The organism is Streptomyces antioxidans (assembly GCF_000968685.2).
GTDB classification, from domain to species: Bacteria; Actinomycetota; Actinomycetes; order Streptomycetales; family Streptomycetaceae; genus Streptomyces; species Streptomyces antioxidans.
The window spans coordinates 42,686-65,545 of sequence record NZ_LAKD02000122.1; the positions used below are offsets into that span (position 1 = coordinate 42,686).

A 22,860-nucleotide genomic window follows, 5' to 3' on the forward strand; every position below is an offset into this window, starting at 1 on the left:
GGTGGATGGGATGTATTGCCTCGGGCTCCTGCTACCTGGCCACGCGTTTGTTCCCATCGATGTCTCTGAACTTGTCGGCGGTTTTCTTGTTGCCGATCTGAAATTCTGCGGCAGCATTCCGCAGGGAGCCCGCGACGCCGTGTTCGAGTAGCCCATGTACGTAGCGCATTTGGTCCCGCCACCGCTCCTCGAACGTGTCGAAAGCGGCGGCGCAGTCGAATCCTTTGAGGCCGTCCTTGACCTGACCGGTCTCCTTCATGGCCTGGTTGTCGGCTTCCGCGAAGCTCCGGCGCGTGTCGTCAGTCTTGTCAGCCATTTCGCGGAGAACCTTCGGTGTGACCTTGAGCTTCTCTTTCGGCGCTGTGGCGCCGCCGTCATGGAATGCGTTGATCTGCATGCGGGTCGCCTGGCGCTCTGCCGCTTGTGTACGAAAACTTGCCCATTGCTCGTCGAACGACACGATTCCCCCTGATGTCATGTCAACTTCGTTTATGGGAAGGCCAATACGTCTTAAAGATATCGTGTCGTGGCGCGGAGTGCATGGCTGAGACGGCTATCTGCTGCCTAACTCGCCGGGCAGCCAGCCCAGTTGAACTAGCCGGCGGCCACCCTTGCGGGTGACCAGGGTGCCGCGCCCCTGGGGGAGGCGGCGGGGGCGGGTGTTGCCGAGGAGGTCGCCTTCGGCTGGGTCGCCCGAGAGGATGACGCCCTGGGCGCCGAGTTCCTTGATGCGCTGCATGAAGGGCTCGTACGAGGAGCGTGAGGCGCCGGCCGTGTTGCGAGCGATGATCAGGCGGACCCCGACGTCGCGGGCGTAGGGCAGCCCCCGCGTCAGGAAGTCGAGGGGGTTTCCGGCGCTCGTGGCGACGAGTTCGTAGTCGTCGACGATGACGAAGAACTGCGGGCCGCTCCACCAACTGTGCTCGCGCAGTTGTCGCGGAGTGACCTCCGGGCCGGGGGCTCGGTGTTCCATGAGGGTGCTCAGGGCGTCCATGTGCATTTCGAGCGCCGGGGCGGCGGGGGCGTACTCCAGGAGGTGGGAGTCCGGTACGGCCTCCAGAAGCGTGCGGCGGTAGTCGCCGACGATGATCCGTGCCTCATCGGGCGTGTAGCGCTGGCTGATCTGCTGGGCAAGCAGGCGGAGCAGAGAGGTCTTGCCCGATTCACTCTCGCCGAAGACCACGAAGAACGGATCGGAATCGAAGTCGATGAAGACAGGCTCCATTCGGTCCTCGGCGATGCCGATCGGCAGACCGAGGTGCGGGTTCTCAAAGCTTGCGGGAAGGCGCTCGGAGGGGAGTTCGCGGGGGAGGACGCGGACCTCGGGGGCCCGGGGGCCGGTCCAGTGGGTGTTGACGGCGCGAACCAGGGTGGCTGTCGATTCAGGGGTTGCGGTTGCGGTTGCAGTTGCGGTCGGTCCAGTCGAGGCCGGTCCTGTCGACGCCGACGACGCGTTCGTGCCGGTCGTGGCCAGCTCCGTCAATGACGGATCGCCCATCTGCCCGTCCGCCTCCGTCCACAGGGTGCCTTCCATCCGCGGTTGCGCGGCCAAGAAGTGCAGCCGCTCGGGGACCTGGCCGCGACCCGGTGCGCCGACCGGGACATTGGCTGCCACCTTACGGTCGAAGTCGGAGTCCAGGGGATCACCGAGACGCAGTTCCAGACGGTTCATGAACTGGTCCTTCAGCGCTGCCCTTATCTCCATGTACCGCGTGGCCGACAAGACCACATGGACGCCGTAGCCCAGTCCCCGCGTCGCGAGGTCCATGACGACCCCCTCGAACTGCTCGTACTCCTGCTTGAAGGTGCCCCAGCCGTCAATGACCAAGAAGACGTCCCCCCAGACTTCGTCAGGGAGCTCACCGGCTGCCCGCCGCTTGCGGTAGCCGGCGATGGAGTCGACGCCGTGCGTACGGAAGAACTCCTCGCGGTGGCTCAGCACTCCGGTGGCCTCGGCGACCGTACGGCGCACCCGGTCCGGGTCGAGACGCGACGCCACTCCGCCGACATGCGGCAGCTCCGAGATCCCCCTGAGGCCCCCGCCGCCGAAGTCCAGGCAGTAGAACTGCACCTCATGCGGGGTGTGGGTCAGGGCGAAGGACGCGATGAGCGTACGCAGCAGGGTGGATTTACCGGACTGTGGGCCGCCCACCACCAGCAGATGGCCAGCGGCGTCCGAGAAGTCGCGGTAGAGGATCTCACGCCGCTGCTCGAAGGGCTTGTCGACCAGCCCGACCGGGACCACCAGCCCGCCCGACCCCGCATAGTCCGGCGCATGCAGACCACGCGCCTGCGAGACCGCCAGCGAGGGCAGCAGTTCGTCGAGTGCGGGGGAGGTGTCCAGGGGCGGAGGCCACACCTCGTGCGCGGCCGGCCCCTGACCCTCGAGACGCCGGACGATGACGTCCAGGACCGTGTCCGACAGCGCGTCGCTCGGGTGAGCCGTAATGGCGGCGGGTGCGGGCGCGGCGTAGGAGACCGGCACCGGGGCGGCCGTGAACAGCGTCGGCCGACGGTCCATTCGCCGTGAGCCGCCCGCCCCGTCGTCCGCCAGCGCCCCGGCGGTGCGGTATGGACCCGAGACGTATGCGGCCTTGAAACGCACCATCTCGTCCGCACCGAACTTCAGATAGCCGGAACCGGGCAGCGATGGCAAGTGGTGAGCGTCCGGCACGCCCAGCACCGCCCGGGACTCGGTGGCGGAGAAGGTGCGCAGGCCGAGTCGGTACGACAGATAGGTGTCGAGGCCGCGCAGTCGCCCCTCCTCCAGCCGCTGGGTGGCCAGCAGCAGATGGACACCGAGCGACCGGCCGATGCGGCCGATCTGAATGAACATCTCGATGAAGTCCGGTTTGGCGCTGAGCAGTTCACTGAACTCATCGATGATCAGCACAAGCGAGGGGACAGGCTCCAGAGGCGCCCCCGCGACCCGCGCCCGTTCGTAGTCATGGACGTTGGCGTAGTTGCCCGAGGCACGCAGCACCTCCTGGCGGCGCTGCAATTCGCCCCGGATCGAGGCCTCCATACGGTCCACGAGCGTCAGGTCGTCCGCGAGGTTGGTGATGACCGCCGAGACATGCGGCAGATCGGCCATGCCGGTGAACGTCGCACCGCCCTTGAAGTCCGCCAGGACGAAGTTGAGATGTGCGGAGGAGTGGGTGACGGCGAGAGCCAGGACCAGTGTGCGCAGCAGCTCGGACTTTCCGGAGCCGGTCGCGCCCACGCACAGGCCGTGCGGGCCCATACCGCCCTGCGCCGCCTCCTTCAGGTCCAGCATCACTGGTTCACCGTCCTCGCCGACCCCGATGGGGACCCGAAGGCGTTCGCTCGTCGTCCGGGGCCGCCAGGTCCGGGCCACGTCCACCGCCGATGCGTCGCCGAGGTCCAGCAGATCGGTGAAGTCGAGCTCGTCCAGGAGGGGTTCGTCGTTGCCCCCGGCGCCGACGCGGAGTGGTGCGAGCTGGCGGGCCAGGGCCTCGGCCGCCTCCAGGGGGAGCACGTCCGGCTCGCCCTCGTAGACCAGTCCGGCGGCGGACTCCAGGAACAGTTTTCCGGGGCGTACGTCGAGCGACAGGCTGCCGCGCGGTTCGTCCAGTTCCCCCGGCACCACTTCCGCGACGGTGACGCCCTGGATGCCGTCCGCACTCGCCAGCAGGGAGTCCGGCGGGACGATGCCCCCGTCCAGCACGACGAGAAGGTGAGGCGCGTCCAGGACGGGCGGACCGTCCGGGGCGAATCGGGGGCGCTCGGACAGCGGGCTGCCCCGGCCGCCCGAACCATGCGCCGCCAGAAGCTCCTCCAGCTCGAGCGCGTCCTGGCAGAACAGCCGCCGGGTGCCCGCCCCGTCCAGCGCCCCGGGGACCTGGGTGTGCGGCAGCCACTTGGTCCATTCCCAGCGTGCGACCGCTTCCCGCCCGTCGGCCAGGACCGCCACGGCCAGGTCCTCCGGGGAGTGAAGGGTGACCAGTTGGCACACCAGCGCGCGGGTGGTGCCCTGGGCCGTGGCCGGGTCCCCGGACACCGTGAAGTGGTAGAAGCGGCGCAACGAGACCGCGACCGGTAGTCCGTCCACCGCGCCGTACACCATCAGGAACCGCTGCATCGCGCCCGCTGCGAGGGGTTCCAGCTCCTCGATCAGCGCCGTGGTCGGGGCCACCAGGGGCGTCGACAGCTGCTGGGGACCGATACCGATACGGGCCTGCCCGAAGTCCTCGTCGCCGACCCGGCGTTCCCATATCCGGCTGCCCTCCGCGGCCACCGCCCAGAGCTGGTCGGGCGCGGGGTGCAGATAGAGCAGCACATCGAGTTGGGTGCGCGCCGTACGGCGGACACCGCGGCGCAGTTGCGCGAGGTACCTCAGGTAGTCGCGGCGTACGCTCCCGGCCCGGCCCTCCGTCCCGCGCCGGAAACGCGCGATCTGGGCGGCGACGGTCGCGAGGGCCGATGCCAGCATCAGCCAGCCCATGACGCGCATGAACGGACCCGCGCCCGAGTTGAAGAAGTAGACCATCGATCCGCCCATGCCGAGCACGGGCACCAACTGCGTCAACAGTCCTTGCTGCTCTCCGCGCGGCAGTTCGGGCGGAGAGCTGAGCTCGACTTCGTCCGTGGGCACGGTCGGCGGCAGCGCCCGGGGTGGACGCTTGACGAGAATCTGGCTCACCGGGTGGCCAATCCCCCTTCTGTGGTCTCCCGTGCAAGGAGCGAGATCCGTTGTGGCGTCGCACGGCACTCCGGCGACACGATTCCCCGAACTCGGTGAGCCTATCGACACGGGCTGTCACCATGTGGTGGCACCCCGGCGTGTCGTGGGTATGAACAGGAAATCTCCACGGCCTTGAGGGGGGAAGGGACCATCGTGCGCCGTGCACGATGCCTCCTGCGCCGTCCATCCATGAAACGGGGGGTCGAGAACCGAGCGTCCGGTGATACAAAGATCTCCCGCTCCCGAAATGTCATCGCAGAGCGGGATCTTCCAGTGGACTCGCCGAAGAGGTAAGCGCTGATGCCGCAGCCGCCCCAGCCCCCCGACCAGCCACCGCCCGGTGGTTTCGGCGCGCCGCAGGATCCTGGTCAGGGCGGCCAGCCGTCCAAGGACGGCTCTGGCGCGTCGCCGCGGCGTCCGAACCCGCCTCGTCCGCCCGCGCCGCCGACCGCCCCTCCGGCGCCCCCGGTGGGTCCCCCTACGGGCCATACTCCGCCCCAGATATGGGACACGGGTGTGCTGCCACCGGGCCCTCCCGCGGTGCCCGGAGTCCCGGCTCCTCCCCGGGCCGACCCCGCCAACCCGTACGCACAGGACCCGTACAACTACAACTCGGCGCAGGAAGGGCCCGGGTACGGCGGCATGTACACCCCACCGCCCGGGCAGCCCTACGGCACGCTTCCCTCCGGCGGTGGCAGCAGCGGCCGGAATACGAGCCGCAAGGCCGTCGTCATCGGCGCGGCCGCGGCGGTGCTGCTCGCGGCGGGCGGCGGGGTGTACGCGGCGGTAGGCGGTGGTGACGACGACAAGAGGCCCGCCGCTACCTCGACGACCACCCCCGCTGGTCAGGACCGGCAGGACGCCACCCCCGAGCCGACCGGAAACGGTGAGAGCGCCGGCGGCCGGGATCGTGGCGAAGGCGAGAGTGACCCCAACGACGTGCGCCGGGCCGGCGAGGCGAAGGTCCTCTACCAAACGCCCGCGCCCGAGGTCTCCAAGAAGGGCCTCGATGTGCCCGGCTTCTGGGTGATGAAGGGATATGTGGTCAAGGCGGTCGAAGACAAGATCGTGGCGTATAAGGACGACGGCACGAAGAAGTGGACGCTCTCCCTGCCCAAGGCCGTCTGCGCCGCGCCCGACTCCACGACCGACGGCAAGGTCGTGGTCGCCTACGAGGGGCACGGAAAGGACTCGTGCAGCCAACTCGCCCTGATCGACCTGGACAAGGGAGTCAGGCTCTGGGACCACGACGCTCCCGAGGCGGGTTCCTTCGGTGGCGGCCACACCAGCATGGGCATGGCCCAGAGCGGCGATCTCGTCGGCATGTCCTGGTTCGGCGGTTCGGCCGTCGTCAAAGTCCGTGACGGTAAGGAGGTCGCCGTCGACAAGCCGAGCCCGGGTTGTTCCGTTGACGGTTACGCCGGAGGGAAGGCGCTGCTGCGCGCCTACTCCTGCACCAATGGCACGGCCAAGCTGCAAAAGGTGGCGTCGAACGGCGCGATCACATGGACCTATGTCGTCCGTAAGGGCTACAAGGTCGACAAGATCTTCTCCACCAGCCCCGTTGTGATCGCTCTGAGCGACCAGGACCGCAAGGCCGGTGGCATTCTGGCCATATCGGACAGTGGTAAGGAGCGGTCGGCCCTGGCCGTGGGGAAGCAGTCCTACCAGCCGCTGTGCGGAACGGACCTCTTCGGCACCAATTTGGGCAGCTGTCAGGGCGTCACCGCCTCCACGGACACCTTCTATCTGCCGACCGAGATGACCCAGGACAGCGCCGGGGGCTCGACGAGTGAGATCCACGCCTTCGACCTGGACACGGGGAAGAGGAAGTGGGCGGCCGAGGTGGCCGGTCGGATGCTGCTGCCCTTGCGCGTGGACGGCAAGAATCTGATCGCCTATGAGGAGCCCTCATATGACGAGGCCGGTCTGGTCGTCAGCATCGGCCCGGACGGCGGCAAGCCGAGAACCGTGCTGAAGTTGCCCCGGGCCACCCGCGAGGCGGAGAACGGCTTCTACTCCGCCACTCACGACTACCGGAACGGCATTTTCTACATCGCCTCGAACCGCATAACGGGGACTGAGGGCACCGGCGAGAAGCTCATCATGGCCTTCGGTTCCTGAAGGTGAGCCGAGCCACCGACCACTGCCGGAGAGGGTGGCCACCGGCCGGCGACCACCCCCTCATCGGCCCCTTATGCGCCTCAGTTCACGTCGAACTCGCCGTCCCGTGCGCCCAGCACGAAGGCACGCCACTCAGCCTCCGTGTAGCGCAGCACGGTCTCGGGGTCGGTTGAATTCCGCATGGCCACTGCCCCGTTCGGCAGATAGGCGATCTCCACCCGGTCTTCGGAGGTGCTGCCAGGTGCGCTGAGCCATTCGACACCGGAAATGTCGAGGGCGTACAGCTCTTCCTTCTCTTTGGCGTCGGCCACTGGTGGAGAACCCCTTCGGATACCGCGGATAACATCCCGCCCGGCCTTTGGGCGGAAGGCGAGGGCGGGCCAGTGCGCCCGGGCTCCCGCCACGTCTCACAGTGTTGTCCACAGCGCGTCACGCGGCAATCGAACACGGGGACAAGGCCCCGGTGGGGTGGCGCCGCGGGCGTAACGCGGGCGGGGTGACGGGATGGACCGGGGGTGGGGGCCTTCCGGATGAGTACGGGCCACAGCACACGGAGAACCGCAGCTATGAATGAGGCGGTACGCCATCCCGGCCGCTTGGACCGTCGCCACGGTCACAGGGGACGTTTGTGGAGCCGTTGAGCCAGGGCGATCCGCGGCGGCTCGGCCCGTATCACATCATCGCGCGCCTGGGACCGGACGCCGGTGAAGCCCCGGCCGTGGAACCCCGCTTCATCGCGCGCAGTGCGGCGGGGGACCGTACGGTCGTCATCACCGCACCGTCGCGAGAGCTCGTGGACGACGCCGCGTACCGGGAGCGCTTCCGGGGGGCGGAGAACGCACGGCTTCTGGGCGGCGGGCGGCCTCCGCTGTGGCTCGCTCCCGTTGTCGAGGTTTCAGGCGGGGAGACCGGGCAGCCCTGGAGCGTCACGCCCTTCTTGCCCATGCTGTCGCTGCCCGCCGTGCTGGAGGCGAACGGGGGCCGCTTCCGATGCGCACCGTAAGGGCGTTGGGAGCGGCGCTGGCCGAGACGCTCGCAGAGGTGCACACCGCGGGCTCCGCCCACGCGGGTGTCGCACCGGGCACGGTCTTCCTGGCGGGGGACGGCCCGCGGCTGGTGGGTTATGGCGCGGTGCGGGCAGCCGCTCCGGATGGTGAGGCGCGGGTGGGGCTCCCGGGGCTGGAGGACGGTGCCCTGCCGCCGGAGCAGGCCGCGGGTGGGCGGCCGCGGCCGCTGGGTGACGTCTTCGCGCTGGGCGCGGTGCTGGCGTACGCGGTCACCGGGCGGCGGCGGCCGGACGCCGAGGATCTGCCGGAGGAGTTGCGGGGCGTCGTTGCCCGGTGCCTGGCCCACGATCCGGCCGACGGCGCGGGCGCTGCTGGACGAGCTGATGCGCGGCGTCAGCGTCCCCTCTGTCTGGCGTCCACCTCTCCTCAAGTGCAGTGAGCACGGCGCCCATGGGTGCCCAGCCAACGGTTGTCGACGCGGGGCCCGCGGGCCCGAAGGGTGGCGCGCCGTGGGGAAGCGGGTGCGGGATCGACCGCCCTGGACGGCTCCGGTGGCATCAGCCGGGCCGCGGGCGCGCTGGGGCCGGGATGGCTGCCGGGGAGGGTGATCGCCGCGCTGTCCGAGCTGACCTCGGCGCTGCTGGCCGCGGAGGTCGAGACGGCTGAGGCGCCGTCTCCGGCGACGGCGGACGTGCCCGGCGGAGCCGGGCGCCGCCGGGAACCGGGAGTGGACAGGGGGTGGCGCGGCGCCTTCGGCTGTGCCCGGGTCCGGGCCGGTGCATGAGGAGGCCGGGACCGCGGCGAGGACCGAGGGTGCCCCGTCAGGGAAGCCCTTCACCCCGCCCCTCAGTCCTTCCAGGCGCCGCCTCCTGCTGGGCGTCGTCGGCGGTACGGCCGGAGTAGCCGTCGTCGGCGGTGCGACGTGGCTGGCGACGGCCCCGGACGCGCCCGCACCGCTTACGCAGGCCCAGCGCCTCGCCGCCCACCGCCCCAGCCGCCGGCTTCCGGGCGCACCGCCCACTCCTCTGTGGCGCTACGACGTCAAGGGGATGGCCTCGGCGTACGCGCCGCTCATCTGGCATGACGCGGTCGCCGTCCTCACGGGGAAGCGGCTGGTCGTCGGGATCGACCTCCGCACGGGCAGGCGGCTGTGGACGCGCGATGGACTGCGCCCGGCGGGTCAGCCCTGGGTAGCCGGTGGCGACGCGCTGATCGTTCCGGGGGACGGACCGGTGGCGCTGGAGCCGCGGACGGGGCGGGTCCACTGGCGTTCGAGCGACTTCAGGCAGGGTGCACGGGATTCCTTCACGGGGTTGCTCGCGGTGGACGGGAGCACGGTCTGGTTCACGGCGGGCGCAAGGGGCGAGCGCGCGAATGGAGACCACGTCGTGGTCGCCTATGACCTCCATGAGCGCGCGGAGTTATGGAGCGGCCCCCTCGCGGCGGGTTTGAACGAGGGACATCTGCTGAAGGACGCTCTGGTGATGATGGCCGGCGGTGACCGGGAGGGAGCGGGCCCCAAGAGGGCAGTCGCGCTCAGCCGCGACCGCGGGAAGGAGCTGTGGCAGCGGGTTTATCCGGGCATGACCACGAAGGGGCTCGTCACCACCGACGCCCGTCGCACGCTCATCGCGGCCCTCGGAACCACCCTGCGGGGCTTCGACGCGGCCCAGGGCAAGCCCGCCTTGTGGTCCGTCGGTTCCAAGGGGAAGGGGCCCAAGGGCCGTCCCGCCGACTTCGGGCTTCCGCTGGTCCATGGGAAAACCGTGCACGTCGCCGACGGTGGTTTCGCCCTCCACGCGATCGAGGCAACCACCGGCGAGATCCGGTGGCAGCGCGCGTATGGCTTTGTGATGAAGGCGCTCGCGGCGCCGCGCACGCCCGACACCCTGGTCAGCCCGGGCGGGCGCAGGGTACTGAGGGCCGGTGACGCCGAGGTGGACGCCTTCGACGGTGAGGACGGCTCCTTGCTTGTGGCGCTTCACCGACGCCGGTGCCGATCTTGGCCCGCGCTCCCAATCGCCCCGCCGTAAGGTCGCGTTGACGGATAGCAGGGTCGTCGTCGCCGGGAGCGGAAGCGTCTACGCGCTGCCGCTCGATTAGGACCCTGGATGTGCCCGGCCACTCCGATGACGCGCGCCGATGCCTCGCCCGTGACGAGCGAACGGGCCGCACCGTCGTCCTGACGCTGCCGCCCGTGGCGTGGGTCGACGACGCCGGATACCGGGTGCGGTTCCGGGCCGAGGCCGAGAATCCCGTCGGCTGCGTGCCCCTTGGGCGGCTCCGGTCGTTGACGTCGCACCGCCCGACGCGGAGCTCCCCTGGGTCGCCCACGACTGCTTCCCCGCCCTGACGTGCTCGCGGCGCAGACTGAGGGCGGGTGGCCGTGGATCGCCACGGAGTTCCTCGCGGGGCCCACGCTCGACCAGGCCGTGGAGCGGTACGGCGCCCTGGAGGAGCCCGCCGTAAGGGCGTTGGGAGCCGCGCTCGTCCGTACGCTCCACGACATCCACGGTGCCGGGCTGGTCCACCGCGACCTCAAACCGTCCAACATCGTGCTGACCTCCCGTGGCCCCAGGGTCATCGACTTCGGGATCGCGCGGCCCGAGCACGGGCTGACGCTGACCACCACCGGGCAGACCGTCGCCACCCCCGGCTACGCCCCGCCCGAGCAGGCCCTGGGGCAGCGGGCCGGACCCGCGGGCGATGTGTTCTCCCTCGGAGTGGTCCTGGCCTACGCCGTGGGCGGACGGCCGGTCTACGAGGGCGGCCATGTGGCCGCCGTGCAGTACCAGGTGGTGCACGGCGAGCCGGAGTTGGGCGCGGTCCCCGGGGCGCTGCGGCCCCTGATCGAGCCCTGTCTGGCCAAGGACCCCGGGGCCCGGCCCGGCCTCGACCGGATCGGCCGGGCGCTGGCGCCGCCCCGGGGCGCGGACCGGTTCTGGAGGAGCGGGCCGCTCGCGCAGGACATCGCGCGGCGCGAGGCGGACGCCCGGCGCATGGCCGCCCTGCCCGGCGACCGGCCGGGCCCCTCCAGGCGGCGGCTCATCGGCACGCTCGCCGCGGGCGGCGCCGTGCTCGCGGCGGGTGGCGGAGGCGTCGCGTGGTGGCTGCTGCGCGGTGACGAGGCGGAGGCGGGTGGGGAGCCGTGGGAGGCCGAGCCGCTGGCCCACTGCGACGGGGGGACGGCCCGGTCGCCCCTGTGGGGCCCTGTGAGCCTCGGATACATCGGCGCCGCCGATGCGCTGACGCCGGCCCCGCTTCCCGTACATGACGTCGTCGTGGCCCCGGCCGAGGGTGGCCGCCTGCGGGCCTACGCTGTCCGCACCGGCCGGGACCGGTGGACCTCCCGGGCAGCCGGACTGACCGGGCGCCTCCTAGCCGTATCCGATGACGCCGTCCTTACGGTCGACGGCAAGGGCGTGCTGTACGCGGTGCACGCACAGAGCGGCGAGGAGCGGTGGAAGGCACCGGCCGCGGACGCGGCGACGCTGCTCGCGGTGGATGACGAGGCCGTCTACGTCGTCACCCGTGGCGGTGAGTTGCGCGCCGTCGCGCTGACGTCTCATGCGCCCCTGTGGACGGTGCCCTCGCCGGTGAAGACCTCCGAGAAGAGTCCGACGGCGGCGGCCGCGGCCGACGGCCGTCTGGCGGTCTGCGGTGGAGATGGCCAGGTCGTCGCGCTCGACGCGGCCCGTGGGAAAACACTCTGGGGACCCGCACGGCACGGAACCACGGCCCTCGCGCCCGCCGTCGCCGGCGGCACCGTCTACCTGGGTGGCCCCTCCCTTACGGCGCTCACGCTCTCCACGGGCGGGAAGAAACGGGCCCAGCCCAGTGGCGGCGGGCGCGGCTGGAGCGCACCCGTCGTCGCGAAGGGCGTCGTCTACGCCGTGGACGCCACCGATCTCTCGGCACGCCGTACGGACGACGGAACGGACGCCTGGACGCTCACGTTCGCCTCCGAGGACAGCTCGCGGTACGCCCCCAACCCCACCCCCGCAAACCCCCCGCCAAGACGCTGGTACTCTGTGTGCTGGCCGTTTGCGTACGCGTCCCCGGAGGCTTTGGTCTCGGGAGACAGCGCCCAGCGGACCCCGCCTCCCGAGTCACGGAAGATCCCCTGAGACAACGACCAGGGGCACTCGGCGGCTGATGACGAAAGCAAGGAGTACCGAGTGTCGCTCGACGCCGCTACCAAGAAGCAGATCATGACCGATTTCGCCACCAAGGAGGGCGACACCGGCTCCCCCGAGGTCCAGGTCGCGCTGCTCACGCGCCGCATCTCCGACCTCACCGAGCACCTCAAGACCCACAAGCACGACCACCACTCCCGCCGGGGTCTGCTGCTCCTGGTCGGCCAGCGCCGCCGGCTGCTGCAGTACCTGGCGAAGAAGGACATCACGCGCTTCCGTGCGCTGGTCGAGCGCCTGGGCATCCGCCGGGGCGCGGCGGGCGCCAAGTAAGACGCCGAGGAGGGAGCGGTTCCCGCGACGGGGGCCGCTCCCTTTGCCATACGCGGCTCGCCCTCGCGGCGCCGTACGGTTTCAGCCAATGGTGACCCGTACGGTTCTCGCACCGGTACGTAGCGCTGTCGCTACGTACCGTAGGGACCGGACTGCACAGCCGTCGTGATGACGGCCGAAGCTTTGTAGTCTGGTCCCAACAACGCCATAACGAACGAGGAGGAGCGCCTCATTCCCGCCTCACCGGCGCCACAGGAGCCGGTCCTCGGTAGTGGCCCCCGGAACTGGCAATTCCGGTGGCTTCGATCGAAGACCGGCCCGGCTCGCCGGCCCGTAAGGCACGGGGCGCTGCTCCACCACCGTCCACCGTCACACGGACGAGGGACGCAGAAGAGGAGATTTCCCTGGTGGAGAACGAGACCCACTACGCCGAAGCGGTCATCGACAACGGCACCTTCGGCACCCGTACCATCCGTTTCGAGACGGGCCGCCTGGCCCGTCAGGCCGCCGGTTCTGCCGTGGCCTACCTGGACGACGACACCATGGTGCTGTCGGCGACCACCGTTTCCAAGAACCCCAAGGACCAGCTCGACTTCTTCCCGCTCACGGTCGACGTCGAGGAGCGGATGTACGCGGCGGGGCGCATCCCCGGCTCGTTCTTCCGCCGTGAGGGCCGCCCCTCCGAGGACGCGATCCTCACCTGCCGTCTGATCGACCGGCCGCTGCGCCCGTCCTTCAAGAAGGGCCTGCGCAACGAGATCCAGGTCGTCGAGACGATCATGGCGCTCAACCCCGACCACCTCTACGACGTGGTCGCGATCAACGCCGCCTCCTGCTCCACCCAGCTGGCCGGGCTGCCCTTCTCCGGCCCCATCGGCGGCACCCGTGTCGCCCTGATCCGGGGCCAGTGGGTGGCCTTCCCGACCCACTCCGAGCTGGAGGAGGCCGTCTTCGACATGGTCGTCGCCGGCCGGGTGCTCGAGGACGGCGATGTCGCGATCATGATGGTCGAGGCCGAGGCCACCGACAAGACCATCCAGCTGGTCAAGGACGGCGCCGAGGCTCCCACCGAGGAGATCGTCGCGGCCGGCCTCGAGGCGTCGAAGCCCTTCATCAAGGTCCTGTGCAAGGCGCAGGCCGACCTCGCCGCCAAGTCCGCCAAGCCGACGGCCGAGTTCCCGATCTTCCTCGACTTCCAGGACGACGTCCTGGAGGCGCTGACCGCCGCCGTCCGCGACGAGCTGGCCCAGGCGCTCACCATCGCGGGCAAGCAGGAGCGCGAGACCGAGCTGGACCGGGTCAAGGGCGTGGCCGCGGAGAAGCTGCTGCCGCAGTTCGAGGGGCGCGAGAAGGAGATCTCGGCGGCGTACCGCGCGCTGACCAAGACGGTGGTGCGCGAGCGCGTCATCAAGGAGAAGAAGCGCATCGACGGCCGCGGCGTCACGGACATCCGTACGCTCGCCGCCGAGGTCGAGGCGATTCCGCGGGTCCACGGCTCGGCGCTGTTCGAGCGCGGCGAGACCCAGATCCTGGGCGTCACCACGCTGAACATGCTCCGCATGGAGCAGCAGCTGGACACGCTCGCGCCCGAGACCCGCAAGCGCTACATGCACAACTACAACTTCCCGCCGTACTCCACCGGTGAGACCGGCCGCGTCGGCTCCCCCAAGCGCCGCGAGATCGGCCACGGCGCCCTGGCCGAGCGGGCGCTGCTGCCGGTGCTGCCGACCCGCGAGGAGTTCCCGTACGCCATCCGTCAGGTCTCCGAGGCGCTCGGCTCCAACGGCTCGACCTCCATGGGGTCGGTCTGCGCCTCCACGATGTCGCTGCTCAACGCCGGTGTGCCGCTGAAGGCCCCGGTCGCGGGCATCGCCATGGGCCTGATCTCCCAGGAGATCGACGGCGAGACCCACTACGTCACCCTCACCGACATCCTCGGTGCGGAGGACGCGTTCGGCGACATGGACTTCAAGGTCGCCGGCACCAAGCAGTTCGTCACCGCGCTGCAGCTGGACACCAAGCTGGACGGCATTCCGGCGTCCGTGCTGGCCGCGGCCCTCAAGCAGGCCCGCGACGCCCGGCTGCACATCCTCGATGTGATGAACGAGGCCATCGACGTCCCGGACGAGATGTCCCCCAACGCGCCGCGGATCATCACCGTGAAGATCCCGGTCGACAAGATCGGTGAGGTCATCGGCCCCAAGGGCAAGATGATCAACCAGATCCAGGAGGACACCGGCGCCGACATCACCATCGAGGACGACGGCACCATCTACATCGGTGCCTCCGACGGCCCGGCCGCCGAGGCCGCCCGCGCGACCATCAACGGCATCGCCAACCCGACCATGCCGGAGGTCGGCGAGCGCTACCTGGGCACGGTCGTGAAGACCACCACCTTCGGTGCGTTCGTCTCCCTGCTCCCGGGCAAGGACGGCCTGCTGCACATCTCGCAGATCCGCAAGCTCGCCGGCGGCAAGCGCGTGGAGAACGTCGAGGACGTGCTGAAGGTCGGCGCCAAGGTCCAGGTCGAGATCGCCGAGATCGACCAGCGCGGCAAGCTCTCCCTCATCCCGGTCCTCGAGGACGAGGAGGGCGGGGACGCGGACGAGGCCGGTGCCGAGGCCCAGACGAAGGACGAAGCCACCAAGTGACGTCCCGCGACGACGGCACGACGGCCCGCACCTCCTCGGAGGCGCGGGCCGTCGCCCGTACCCAAACGCTTCTCGAGGGCGAGAACGGCATCGGCACGGTCCGCAGGACGACCCTCCCCGGGGGCTTGCGCGTCGTCACCGAGACCCTTCCCTCGGTGCGCTCGGCCACCTTCGGCATCTGGGCGCACGTCGGCTCGCGCGACGAGACCCGTACGCTCGGCGGAGCCACCCACTATCTGGAGCATCTGCTCTTCAAGGGCACCCGGCGGCGCAGCGCGCTGGACATCTCCGCGGCCATCGACGCGGTCGGCGGCGAGATGAACGCGTTCACCGCCAAGGAGTACACCTGCTACTACGCGCGGGTGCTCGACACCGATCTGCCGCTGGCCATCGACGTCGTCTGCGACATGCTGACCGGCTCGGTGATCAACGCGGCGGACGTGGACGCGGAGCGCGGTGTCGTCCTCGAAGAGATCGCGATGACCGAGGACGACCCGGGCGACTGTGTGCACGACCTGTTCGCCCACACCATGCTCGGCGACACCCCGCTCGGCCGCCCGGTCCTGGGCACCGTCGACACCGTCAACGCCCTGGGCCGCGACCAGATCGCCCGCTTCTACCGGAAGCACTACGACCCCACCCACCTGGTCGTCGCCGCCGCGGGCAATGTGGACCACGACGACGTCGTACGCCAGGTGCACGCCGCGTTCGACCGGGCGGGCGCCCTGTCCCGCGACGACGCGGCCCCGGTCACCCCGCGCGCGGGCACCCGTGCGATCCGTACGGCGGGCAAGGTCGGGCTGCTGAACCGCAAGACCGAGCAGGCTCATGTCATCCTCGGCATGCCCGGCATCCCGCGCACCGACGACCGCCGCTGGGCGCTCGGGGTGCTCAACACCGCGCTCGGCGGCGGGATGAGCTCCCGGCTCTTCCAGGAGGTCAGGGAGAAGCGCGGGCTCGCCTACAGCGTCTATTCGTACACCTCCAGCTTCGCCGACTGCGGGCTCTTCGGCGTCTACGCGGGCTGTCGCCCGAACCAGGTGCACGACGTCCTCAAGATCTGCCGTGATGAGCTCGTCCAGGTCGCGGAGAACGGTCTGAGCGACGAGGAGCTGCGGCGCGCCGTCGGCCAGCTCTCCGGCTCCACCGTGCTGGGCCTGGAGGACACCGGTGCGCTGATGAACCGGATCGGCAAGAGCGAGCTGTGCTGGGGCGAGCAGATGTCGGTGGACGACATGCTCGAGCGGATCGCGGAGGTCACCCCGGACGAGGTACGCGAGGTGGCGCGCGATGTACTGGGACGGCGTCCTTCGCTGTCCGTCATCGGCCCGCTGAAGGACAAGCAGGCGGCGCGCCTCGACGAGGCCGTCGCCTAGCCGGTCAGTCCGTTCAGCCGGTCAGTCGGCCCGGCCCGTCTGCCGGCTCAGCCCGTGTCTCGGTTCAGTCCGTGTCAGAGCCTCCCGGATCGAAGGAAACAGGATCGATGAGCAAGCTGCGTGTGGCCGTCCTCGGTGCCAAGGGCCGGATCGGCTCCGAGGCCGTACGAGCCGTGGAGGCCGCCGAGGACCTGGAGCTGGTCGCCGCACTGGGGCGGGGCGACCAGCTCGAGACCCTGGTCGAGACGGGCGCCGAGGTGGCGGTCGAGCTGACCGAACCGGCCTCGGTGATGGACAACCTCGAGTTCTGCGTCCGCCACGGCATCCACGGCGTCGTCGGCACCACCGGCTGGACGGACGAGCGCCTGGCGCTGCTGCGCGGCTGGCTCGACGCCTCGCCGGCCACCGGTGTGCTCATCGCGCCGAACTTCTCCATCGGTGCCGTGCTGACCATGCGGTTCGCCCGCCAGGCCGCCAGGTTCTTTGAATCGGTCGAGGTCATCGAGTTGCACCACCCCAACAAGGTGGACGCCCCCTCCGGCACGGCCGCGCGCACCGCACAGTTGATCGCCGAGGCCCGGCGGGACGCCGGCTGCGCCCCGCAGCCGGACGCCACCGCCACGGCGCTCGACGGGGCGCGGGGTGCGGACGTGGACGGGGTGCCGGTGCACTCGGTAAGGCTGCGCGGGCTCCTGGCCCATCAGGAGGTCCTGCTGGGCGGCGAGGGCGAGACGCTCACCATCCGCCATGACTCCACCCACCACAGCAGCTTTATGCCCGGCATCCTGCTCGGCGTCCGCCGTGTGGTGGCCACCCCCGGCCTGACCTTCGGCCTGGAACACTTCCTCGATCTGGACTGAGGGCACAGCGGTGCGCGCAAAGATCACATACTTCGTTCTCGCGGCCGTCCTGGTCGTCTACTTCGTGCTGGTCGGCGACCGCGGGGTACTGCTGATCAGGGAGGGCACTCCGGTCACCGTCGTCTTCGGTGTGGCGGTGCTGGTGATGCCCCTCATCGGTGTCTGGTTCCTGTGGCAGACCACGCAGTTCGCGCGGAGCGCGGACCGGCTGGCCCGGGAGCTGGAGGCGGAGGGCGGCCTCCCGGTCGACGAGCTGGTGCGGACGCCCGGCGGGCGGATCGACCGGGACTCGGCGGACGCCGTCTTCGCCAGGCGCCGGGCCGAGACCGAGGAGTCGCCGGACGACTGGCGGTCCTGGTTCCGGCTCGCCGTGGCGTACCACGACGCCCGGGACACCGCGCGCGCCCGTAAGGCGATGCAGCGCGCCATCGCGCTGCACGACGGCAAGCCGGTGCGGACGGCGGGGGGCTGACCCCGGGCCGCCCGCGGCGGCCGTACGGCTCAGCGGTGGGCGATGGCTCGGCGGCGAGCGGTGGCTCAGCGGTGGGCGGCGGCCCAGCCCTCGATCGCGTCGGCAGCCCTCTCGAAGCTCTCCGGCTGGCCCAGGAAGTCCGCGTCATGGCTGGTGATCAGGGCGTTCGGCGCTCCGCCGCGCACGGGCTGGAGCAGCAGCGCCTGTCCCTGGACGGTACGCGGAAGGCCCAGCCACCGGACGGGCTGCTGGGCCGTGCGTATCGCGGCGACGTCCTGCCAGCGCACGGTGGTGCTGCGCAGGAGGCCGACCCGGCGCAGCCCCAGGGCGCTCACCGCGACACCGCTGCGTACCAGCCTTACGGCTGTCACGATCATCAGCACCGCGACGCCGACGCAGACGCCCGCCGCGGGCAGTGATCCCGCCAACGCGATGATCATGGCGGAGAAGAGGACGTACGAGGCGAGCAGCAGCAGAAGAGCGGCGCCCCCGACCCTCCAGGGCCCGGGCCGGTAGGGACGGCGCCAGCGGTCCGGGTCCTCATGGCCGAGCGGATCCGCTCCGGCCGCCGCGTCGTCGTCACGGGCGCGGTCGGCGGTCAGGAAGGGCAGGGGCACGGGAGGTCCTCACTCACACACATGTCCGGATGGGCCTGTGCTGGGTGAGGCTATCCCAGCTCCGGTCAGCGTCCGTCGGACGCCTCCGACTGCTGGATCTGGCGAGTGGGGTGCGACTGGCTGTCGAGGGCGGGTATCCCGAACATCAACGAGCCGATGAACCCGGCGACGATCGTGAGCCCGATCAGGGTTCGGCCGGCGATCTGGGACGGTGTGGCGCGGGGGCGGGGCGGTGGGGTGACATTGCTGCGGAAACGGTCGGCTTCGGCGACGAAGGCGAACGGCACGGGCTCTCGCCGGCGGGACATGTGCGGGCTCTCCTTGGAACCTCGAACGTGAGTACTTCAATGTGTAGGACGTGTGAATGGGCGATTGGGTGCCCGGATCCAACGACTTCATTCAGAAATTTCGGCGGAGCGGGACTGTCGGTGGTGGCCCGTAAGCTGGGCGCCGCCCTGAGCGAAGCACCATGGAAGGACCCCGCACGGTGACCGAGAACCCCGCCGAGAACGAGAAGGCCAGTTTCCGCAGCGATGTGAGCGTCGAGCTGGTCAAGCACAGCGCCGCGGACTCCGATGTGTTGTGGGCCGCGCGGGTGTCCACCGCGGGCGAGCAGTCCCTGGAGGAAGTCACCAAGGACCCGGAGCGCTCCAAGGGGCTGATCAACTTCCTGATGCGGGACCGCCACGGCAGCCCGTTCGAGCACAACTCGATGACCTTCTTCATCAGCGCCCCGATCTTCGTCTTCCGTGAGTTCATGCGGCACCGCGTGGGCTGGTCGTACAACGAGGAGTCCGGTCGCTACCGCCGTCTGGAGCCGGTGTTCTACGTGCCGGGGGAGGCACGCAAGCTGATCCAGCGGGGCCGCCCGGGGAAGTACGAGTTCGTCGAGGGCACCCCGGCGCAGCACGAGCTGACCGGCCGGGTCATGGAGGACGCCTACCGCCACGCCTATGAGGCGTACCAGGAGATGCTGGCCGCCGGAGTGGCCCGCGAGGTGGCCAGGGCCGTGCTCCCGGTCGGCCTGTTCTCCTCGATGTACGCCACCTGTAACGCCCGTTCGCTGATGCACTTCCTGAGTCTGCGGACCCAGCACGAGCAGGCCGCGGTGCCCTCGTTCCCGCAGCGGGAGATCGAGATGGTGGGGGAGAAGATGGAGGCGCACTGGGCGGGTTTGATGCCGCTCACCCACGCCGCCTTCAACGCGGGCGGCCGAGTGGCCCCGTAGCCGACCCCTGTGGCCCCGGGCCCGCGCCCCGGACGGATCACGGGGCGAAGTGTCCGTATTGCGGCGTTTCGAGAAGTTCATCTAGGCTGAACAAACGGGCCCGGCACTGCTTGAACCCCCGAGCAGGCAGTGCCGGGACCCATCTCTTCGCACCGTCCGCCGCCCCGAGCGAGCGCCGTGGGGCGCGCTACGAGTAGCGTGGAGCCCATGGCACCGACTTCCACATCGCAGACCCCTTTCGGGCGGGTGCTGACCGCCATGGTCACGCCATTCACCACTGACGGCGCGCTTGACCTCGACGGCGCCCAGCGACTCGCCGCTCATCTGGTGGACGCCGGCAATGACGGGCTGATCGTCAACGGCACCACCGGCGAGTCCCCCACCACAAGCGATGCGGAGAAAGCCCAGCTCGTACGGGCCGTGGTGGAGGCGGTCGGCGACCGCGCCCACGTCGTGGCCGGAGCGGGCACCAATGACACCCGGCACAGCGTGGAGCTCGCCCGTGCCGCCGAGCAGGCCGGTGCCCATGGGCTGCTGGCCGTCACGCCGTACTACAGCAAGCCGCCGCAGGAAGGCCTGCTCCGGCACTTCACCGCCATCGCCGACGCCACCGGCCTGCCGGTCATGCTCTATGACATCCCGGGCCGCAGCGGTGTCCCGATCGGCACCGAGACCATCGTCCGGCTCGCCGAGCACCCGCGGATCGTCGCCAACAAGGACGCCAAGGGCGACCTGGGACGTGCCAGCTGGGCCATCGCCCGCTCCCGCCTCGCCTGGTACTCCGGCGACGACATGCTGAACCTGCCGCTGCTGTCGGTCGGCGCGGTCGGCTTCGTCTCCGTGGTCGGCCATCTGGTCAGCCCCGAGCTGCGGGCCATGCTCGAGGCTCATCTCGCGGGCGACGTCGCGAAGGCAACGGAGATCCACCAGAAGCTGCTGCCGGTCTTCACCGGCATGTTCCGCACCCAGGGCGTGATCACGACCAAGGCCGCGCTCGCCCTCCAGGGCCAGCCCGCGGGGCCGCTGCGCCTGCCGCTGGTCGAGCTGACCGCCGAGGAAACCGAACAGCTCAAGCGCGATCTCGCCGCCGGCGGGGTACAGCTCTAAGCAAAGAGGCGATTTCTCGCACCTTCATACTTCACAACTGCATACAGACACATCAGCAAGTGCACAAATGTCACGCGCGCCATGTGCCCAGGGGGCATGTGGCGCGCGTGGTGAGGAGAGTCTTTTGAGTCATCCGCATCCAGAGCTCGGCCCTCCGCCGAAGCTCCCCGAGGGCGGTCTGCGCGTCACCCCGCTCGGCGGCCTCGGTGAGATCGGCCGGAACATGACGGTCTTCGAGTACGGCGGTCGGCTGCTGATCGTCGACTGCGGGGTGCTCTTCCCCGAGGAGGAGCAGCCCGGAGTTGACCTGATCCTGCCGGACTTCACATCCATCCGGGACCGCCTCGACGACATCGACGGCATCGTTCTCACCCACGGGCATGAGGACCACATCGGCGGCGTCCCCTTCCTGCTCCGCGAGAAGCCAGACATCCCGCTGATCGGCTCCAAGCTGACCCTCGCCCTGATCGAGGCGAAGCTCCAGGAGCACCGGATCCGTCCGTACACCCTCGAGGTCCAGGAGGGGCACCGCGAGCGGATCGGCCCCTTCGAGTGCGAGTTCATCGCCGTCAACCACTCCATCCCGGACGCCCTGGCGGTCGCCATCCGCACCCCGGCCGGCATGGCCGTGCACACCGGCGACTTCAAGATGGACCAACTGCCGCTCGACGGCCGGCTCACGGATCTGCCCGCGTTCGCCAAGCTCGGCGAGGAGGGCATCGATCTGCTGCTGGTGGACTCCACCAACGCCGAGGTCCCCGGATTCGTACCGCCCGAGCGCGATATCTCCGGAGTGCTGCGCCAGGTCTTCGGCAATGCGCAGAAGCGCATCATCGTCGCCAGCTTCGCCAGCCATGTCCACCGCATCCAGCAGATCCTCGACGCGGCGCATGAGTACGGGCGCAAGGTCGCCTTCGTCGGCCGCTCGATGGTCCGCAACATGGGCATCGCCCGCGACCTCGGCTATCTGCGGGTGCCGGCCGGTCTCGTGGTGGACGTGAGGACCCTCGACGACCTTCGGGACGATGAGGTGGTGCTCGTCTGCACGGGCTCCCAGGGCGAGCCGATGGCCGCGCTGTCCCGGATGGCCAACCGCGATCACCAGATCAGGATCGTCGAGGGCGACACGGTGATCCTGGCCTCCTCGCTGATCCCGGGCAATGAGAACGCGGTCTACCGGGTCATCAACGGACTGACGCGATGGGGCGCCACGGTCGTCCACAAGGGCAACGCCAAGGTCCATGTCTCCGGCCATGCCTCGGCCGGCGAGCTGCTGTACTTCTACAACATCTGCAAGCCCAAGAACCTGATGCCGGTACACGGCGAATGGCGCCATCTGCGTGCCAATGCCGAGTTGGGGGCGCTGACCGGGGTTCCGAAGAACCGTTGCGTCATTGCCGAGGACGGTGTCGTGGTGGACCTGGTCGACGGCATTGCCAAGATCGTCGGCAAGGTGCAGGCGGGATATGTGTACGTGGACGGCCTCTCGGTCGGCGATGTCACGGAGACCTCGCTCAAGGACCGCCGCATCCTCGGCGACGAGGGCATCATCTCGATCTTCGTGGTCGTCGACAGCACGACCGGCAAGGTCGTGGGCGGTCCGCACATCCAGGCGAGAGGCTCCGGTATCGAGGACTCCGCCTTCTCCGCGGTCATCCCGAAGATCGAGGATGCCCTGGTCAAGTCGGCCGCCGACGGGGTCGTGGACCCGCACCAGCTCCAGCAGCTGGCGCGCCGCGCGGTCGGCAAGTGGGTCTCGGACAGCTACCGCCGCCGCCCGATGATCCTTCCGGTGGTCGTCGAGGTCTGACGTCACCCCGGAGGTCGTCCCTGACGCCCCCTCAGCACCGGACCGGCGCTGAACACCCGGCGGGGCTCCCCGATTTGCATCGAGGAGCCCCGCTCCAGTACGTTTACGGCTCCGCCAGAGGGGAACCCGGAGCACTCAACGGTCTCCGAAGGAGCCCACCGGCGGGGGTGGAAATCGACTCGGAAGAAATTCTGATAAAGTCGAGGAAGCCGAAAGGCAAGGCCCCTCCAACGGCCATCAGAGACGGAATTCGGATCGGAAACGGTCGGAAATCGGGTCTGGTAAGGTTGGAAACACCGAAGGGAAGCGCCCGGAGAAGCCGGTGAAACGGTTTCGAAGGAAGCGTCCGTTCCTTGAGAACTCAACAGCGTGCCAAAAGTCAACGCCAGATATGTTGATACCCCGTCCATTCGTTGGACGAGGTTCCTTTGAAGAAA

The 22,860-nt window shown here is 69.8% G+C and carries 19 protein-coding genes; 14 read left to right on the forward strand and 5 right to left on the reverse strand.

Annotated features, from left to right (window positions below):
• Nucleotides 1-31: 31 nt before the first annotated feature.
• Both VT50_RS35190 and VT50_RS35195 read right to left on the reverse strand, forming a co-directional pair.
• Nucleotides 32-460: a type VII secretion target gene (locus VT50_RS35190; protein WP_046089035.1), complete on the reverse strand. Its 429-nt coding sequence runs from the start codon at nucleotides 458-460 to the stop codon at nucleotides 32-34.
• A gap of 93 nt (nucleotides 461-553) precedes the next feature.
• Nucleotides 554-4,663 (reverse strand): type VII secretion protein EccC, encoded by a 4,110-nt coding sequence (locus tag VT50_RS35195; protein WP_046089024.1) that lies wholly within the window; start codon nucleotides 4,661-4,663, stop codon nucleotides 554-556.
• 582 nt (nucleotides 4,664-5,245) lie between these two features.
• Here VT50_RS35195 and VT50_RS35200 point away from each other — a divergent pair.
• Nucleotides 5,246-6,829 carry an outer membrane protein assembly factor BamB family protein gene (locus VT50_RS35200; protein WP_240529437.1) on the forward strand — a complete coding sequence of 528 codons (1,584 nt, stop codon included), beginning with the start codon at nucleotides 5,246-5,248 and terminating at the stop codon, nucleotides 6,827-6,829.
• A gap of 80 nt (nucleotides 6,830-6,909) precedes the next feature.
• On the opposite strand, the gene VT50_RS35205 is transcribed toward VT50_RS35200, so the two are convergent.
• A complete protein-coding gene (locus tag VT50_RS35205; protein WP_046089022.1) occupies nucleotides 6,910-7,140 on the reverse strand; it encodes a DUF397 domain-containing protein in 231 nt (76 codons plus the stop codon).
• A 317-nt stretch (nucleotides 7,141-7,457) separates the two neighbouring features.
• On the opposite strand from VT50_RS35205, the gene VT50_RS38835 reads away from it, so the two are divergent.
• The 10 genes from VT50_RS38835 to VT50_RS35255 all read left to right on the forward strand — a co-directional run bounded on the left by VT50_RS38835 (nucleotide 7,458) and on the right by VT50_RS35255 (nucleotide 17,661).
• Nucleotides 7,458-7,832, forward strand: coding sequence for a hypothetical protein (locus tag VT50_RS38835; RefSeq protein WP_143645312.1), 375 nt, complete (start codon nucleotides 7,458-7,460; stop codon nucleotides 7,830-7,832).
• A complete protein-coding gene (locus VT50_RS39415; protein WP_053048733.1) occupies nucleotides 7,820-8,275 on the forward strand; it encodes a protein kinase family protein in 456 nt (151 codons plus the stop codon). Before VT50_RS38835 ends, VT50_RS39415 begins: the two co-directional genes overlap by 13 nt.
• A gap of 60 nt (nucleotides 8,276-8,335) precedes the next feature.
• Entirely contained in the window at nucleotides 8,336-8,620 is a 285-nt protein-coding gene (locus VT50_RS35220) for a hypothetical protein (RefSeq protein WP_053048732.1), read from the forward strand.
• Complete coding sequence (locus VT50_RS35225) at nucleotides 8,613-9,869, forward strand: outer membrane protein assembly factor BamB family protein (protein WP_143645313.1); 1,257 nt, start codon at nucleotides 8,613-8,615, stop codon at nucleotides 9,867-9,869. Before VT50_RS35220 ends, VT50_RS35225 begins: the two co-directional genes overlap by 8 nt.
• A 321-nt stretch (nucleotides 9,870-10,190) precedes the next feature.
• Nucleotides 10,191-11,963: a serine/threonine-protein kinase gene (locus VT50_RS35230; RefSeq protein ID WP_240529438.1), complete on the forward strand. Its 1,773-nt coding sequence runs from the start codon at nucleotides 10,191-10,193 to the stop codon at nucleotides 11,961-11,963.
• Nucleotides 11,964-12,014: 51 nt separating this feature from the next.
• Nucleotides 12,015-12,302 (forward strand): 30S ribosomal protein S15, encoded by a 288-nt coding sequence (rpsO, locus tag VT50_RS35235; protein ID WP_046090932.1) that lies wholly within the window; start codon nucleotides 12,015-12,017, stop codon nucleotides 12,300-12,302.
• A gap of 407 nt (nucleotides 12,303-12,709) precedes the next feature.
• The gene (locus tag VT50_RS35240) at nucleotides 12,710-14,953 is read left to right on the forward strand and encodes a polyribonucleotide nucleotidyltransferase (protein ID WP_046090931.1); all 2,244 of its coding nucleotides are present in this window, start codon (nucleotides 12,710-12,712) and stop codon (nucleotides 14,951-14,953) included.
• Nucleotides 14,950-16,329 carry a M16 family metallopeptidase gene (locus tag VT50_RS35245; RefSeq protein WP_046090930.1) on the forward strand — a complete coding sequence of 460 codons (1,380 nt, stop codon included), beginning with the start codon at nucleotides 14,950-14,952 and terminating at the stop codon, nucleotides 16,327-16,329. The genes VT50_RS35240 and VT50_RS35245 overlap by 4 nt, the downstream gene beginning before the upstream one ends.
• Nucleotides 16,330-16,436: 107 nt before the next feature.
• Nucleotides 16,437-17,189 carry a 4-hydroxy-tetrahydrodipicolinate reductase gene (dapB, locus tag VT50_RS35250; RefSeq protein WP_046090929.1) on the forward strand — a complete coding sequence of 251 codons (753 nt, stop codon included), beginning with the start codon at nucleotides 16,437-16,439 and terminating at the stop codon, nucleotides 17,187-17,189.
• Between the two features lie 10 nt (nucleotides 17,190-17,199).
• Nucleotides 17,200-17,661, forward strand: a complete 462-nt coding sequence (locus tag VT50_RS35255) for a tetratricopeptide repeat protein (RefSeq protein ID WP_046090928.1) — start codon at nucleotides 17,200-17,202, stop codon at nucleotides 17,659-17,661.
• A gap of 65 nt (nucleotides 17,662-17,726) precedes the next feature.
• On the opposite strand, the gene VT50_RS35260 is transcribed toward VT50_RS35255, so the two are convergent.
• Complete coding sequence (locus VT50_RS35260) at nucleotides 17,727-18,278, reverse strand: PH domain-containing protein (protein ID WP_046090927.1); 552 nt, start codon at nucleotides 18,276-18,278, stop codon at nucleotides 17,727-17,729.
• Between the two features lie 65 nt (nucleotides 18,279-18,343).
• Nucleotides 18,344-18,586, reverse strand: coding sequence for a hypothetical protein (locus VT50_RS35265; protein WP_046090926.1), 243 nt, complete (start codon nucleotides 18,584-18,586; stop codon nucleotides 18,344-18,346).
• A gap of 161 nt (nucleotides 18,587-18,747) precedes the next feature.
• Between VT50_RS35265 and thyX the strand changes: the two genes are divergently transcribed.
• The 3 genes from thyX to VT50_RS35280 all read left to right on the forward strand — a co-directional run bounded on the left by thyX (nucleotide 18,748) and on the right by VT50_RS35280 (nucleotide 22,423).
• The gene (gene thyX, locus VT50_RS35270; protein ID WP_420822255.1) at nucleotides 18,748-19,506 is read left to right on the forward strand and encodes an FAD-dependent thymidylate synthase; all 759 of its coding nucleotides are present in this window, start codon (nucleotides 18,748-18,750) and stop codon (nucleotides 19,504-19,506) included.
• Between the two features lie 207 nt (nucleotides 19,507-19,713).
• Nucleotides 19,714-20,613 (forward strand): 4-hydroxy-tetrahydrodipicolinate synthase, encoded by a 900-nt coding sequence (gene dapA / locus VT50_RS35275; RefSeq protein ID WP_046090924.1) that lies wholly within the window; start codon nucleotides 19,714-19,716, stop codon nucleotides 20,611-20,613.
• Nucleotides 20,614-20,737: 124 nt separating this feature from the next.
• A complete protein-coding gene (locus tag VT50_RS35280) occupies nucleotides 20,738-22,423 on the forward strand; it encodes a ribonuclease J (protein WP_046090923.1) in 1,686 nt (561 codons plus the stop codon).
• The last annotated feature ends 437 nt before the right edge of the window (nucleotides 22,424-22,860 follow it).

Bases quoted from the DNA above. Each gene is read 5' to 3' on its own strand.
- thyX (WP_420822255.1), top strand. From the start codon at position 18,748: ATGGAAGGACCCCGCACGGTGACCGAGAACCCCGCCGAGAACGAGAAG.
- dapA (WP_046090924.1), top strand. From the start codon at position 19,714: ATGGCACCGACTTCCACATCGCAGACCCCTTTCGGGCGGGTGCTGACC.
- VT50_RS39415 (WP_053048733.1), top strand. From the start codon at position 7,820: ATGCGCACCGTAAGGGCGTTGGGAGCGGCGCTGGCCGAGACGCTCGCA.
- dapB (WP_046090929.1), top strand. From the start codon at position 16,437: ATGAGCAAGCTGCGTGTGGCCGTCCTCGGTGCCAAGGGCCGGATCGGC.
- VT50_RS35265 (WP_046090926.1), bottom strand. From the start codon at position 18,586: ATGTCCCGCCGGCGAGAGCCCGTGCCGTTCGCCTTCGTCGCCGAAGCC.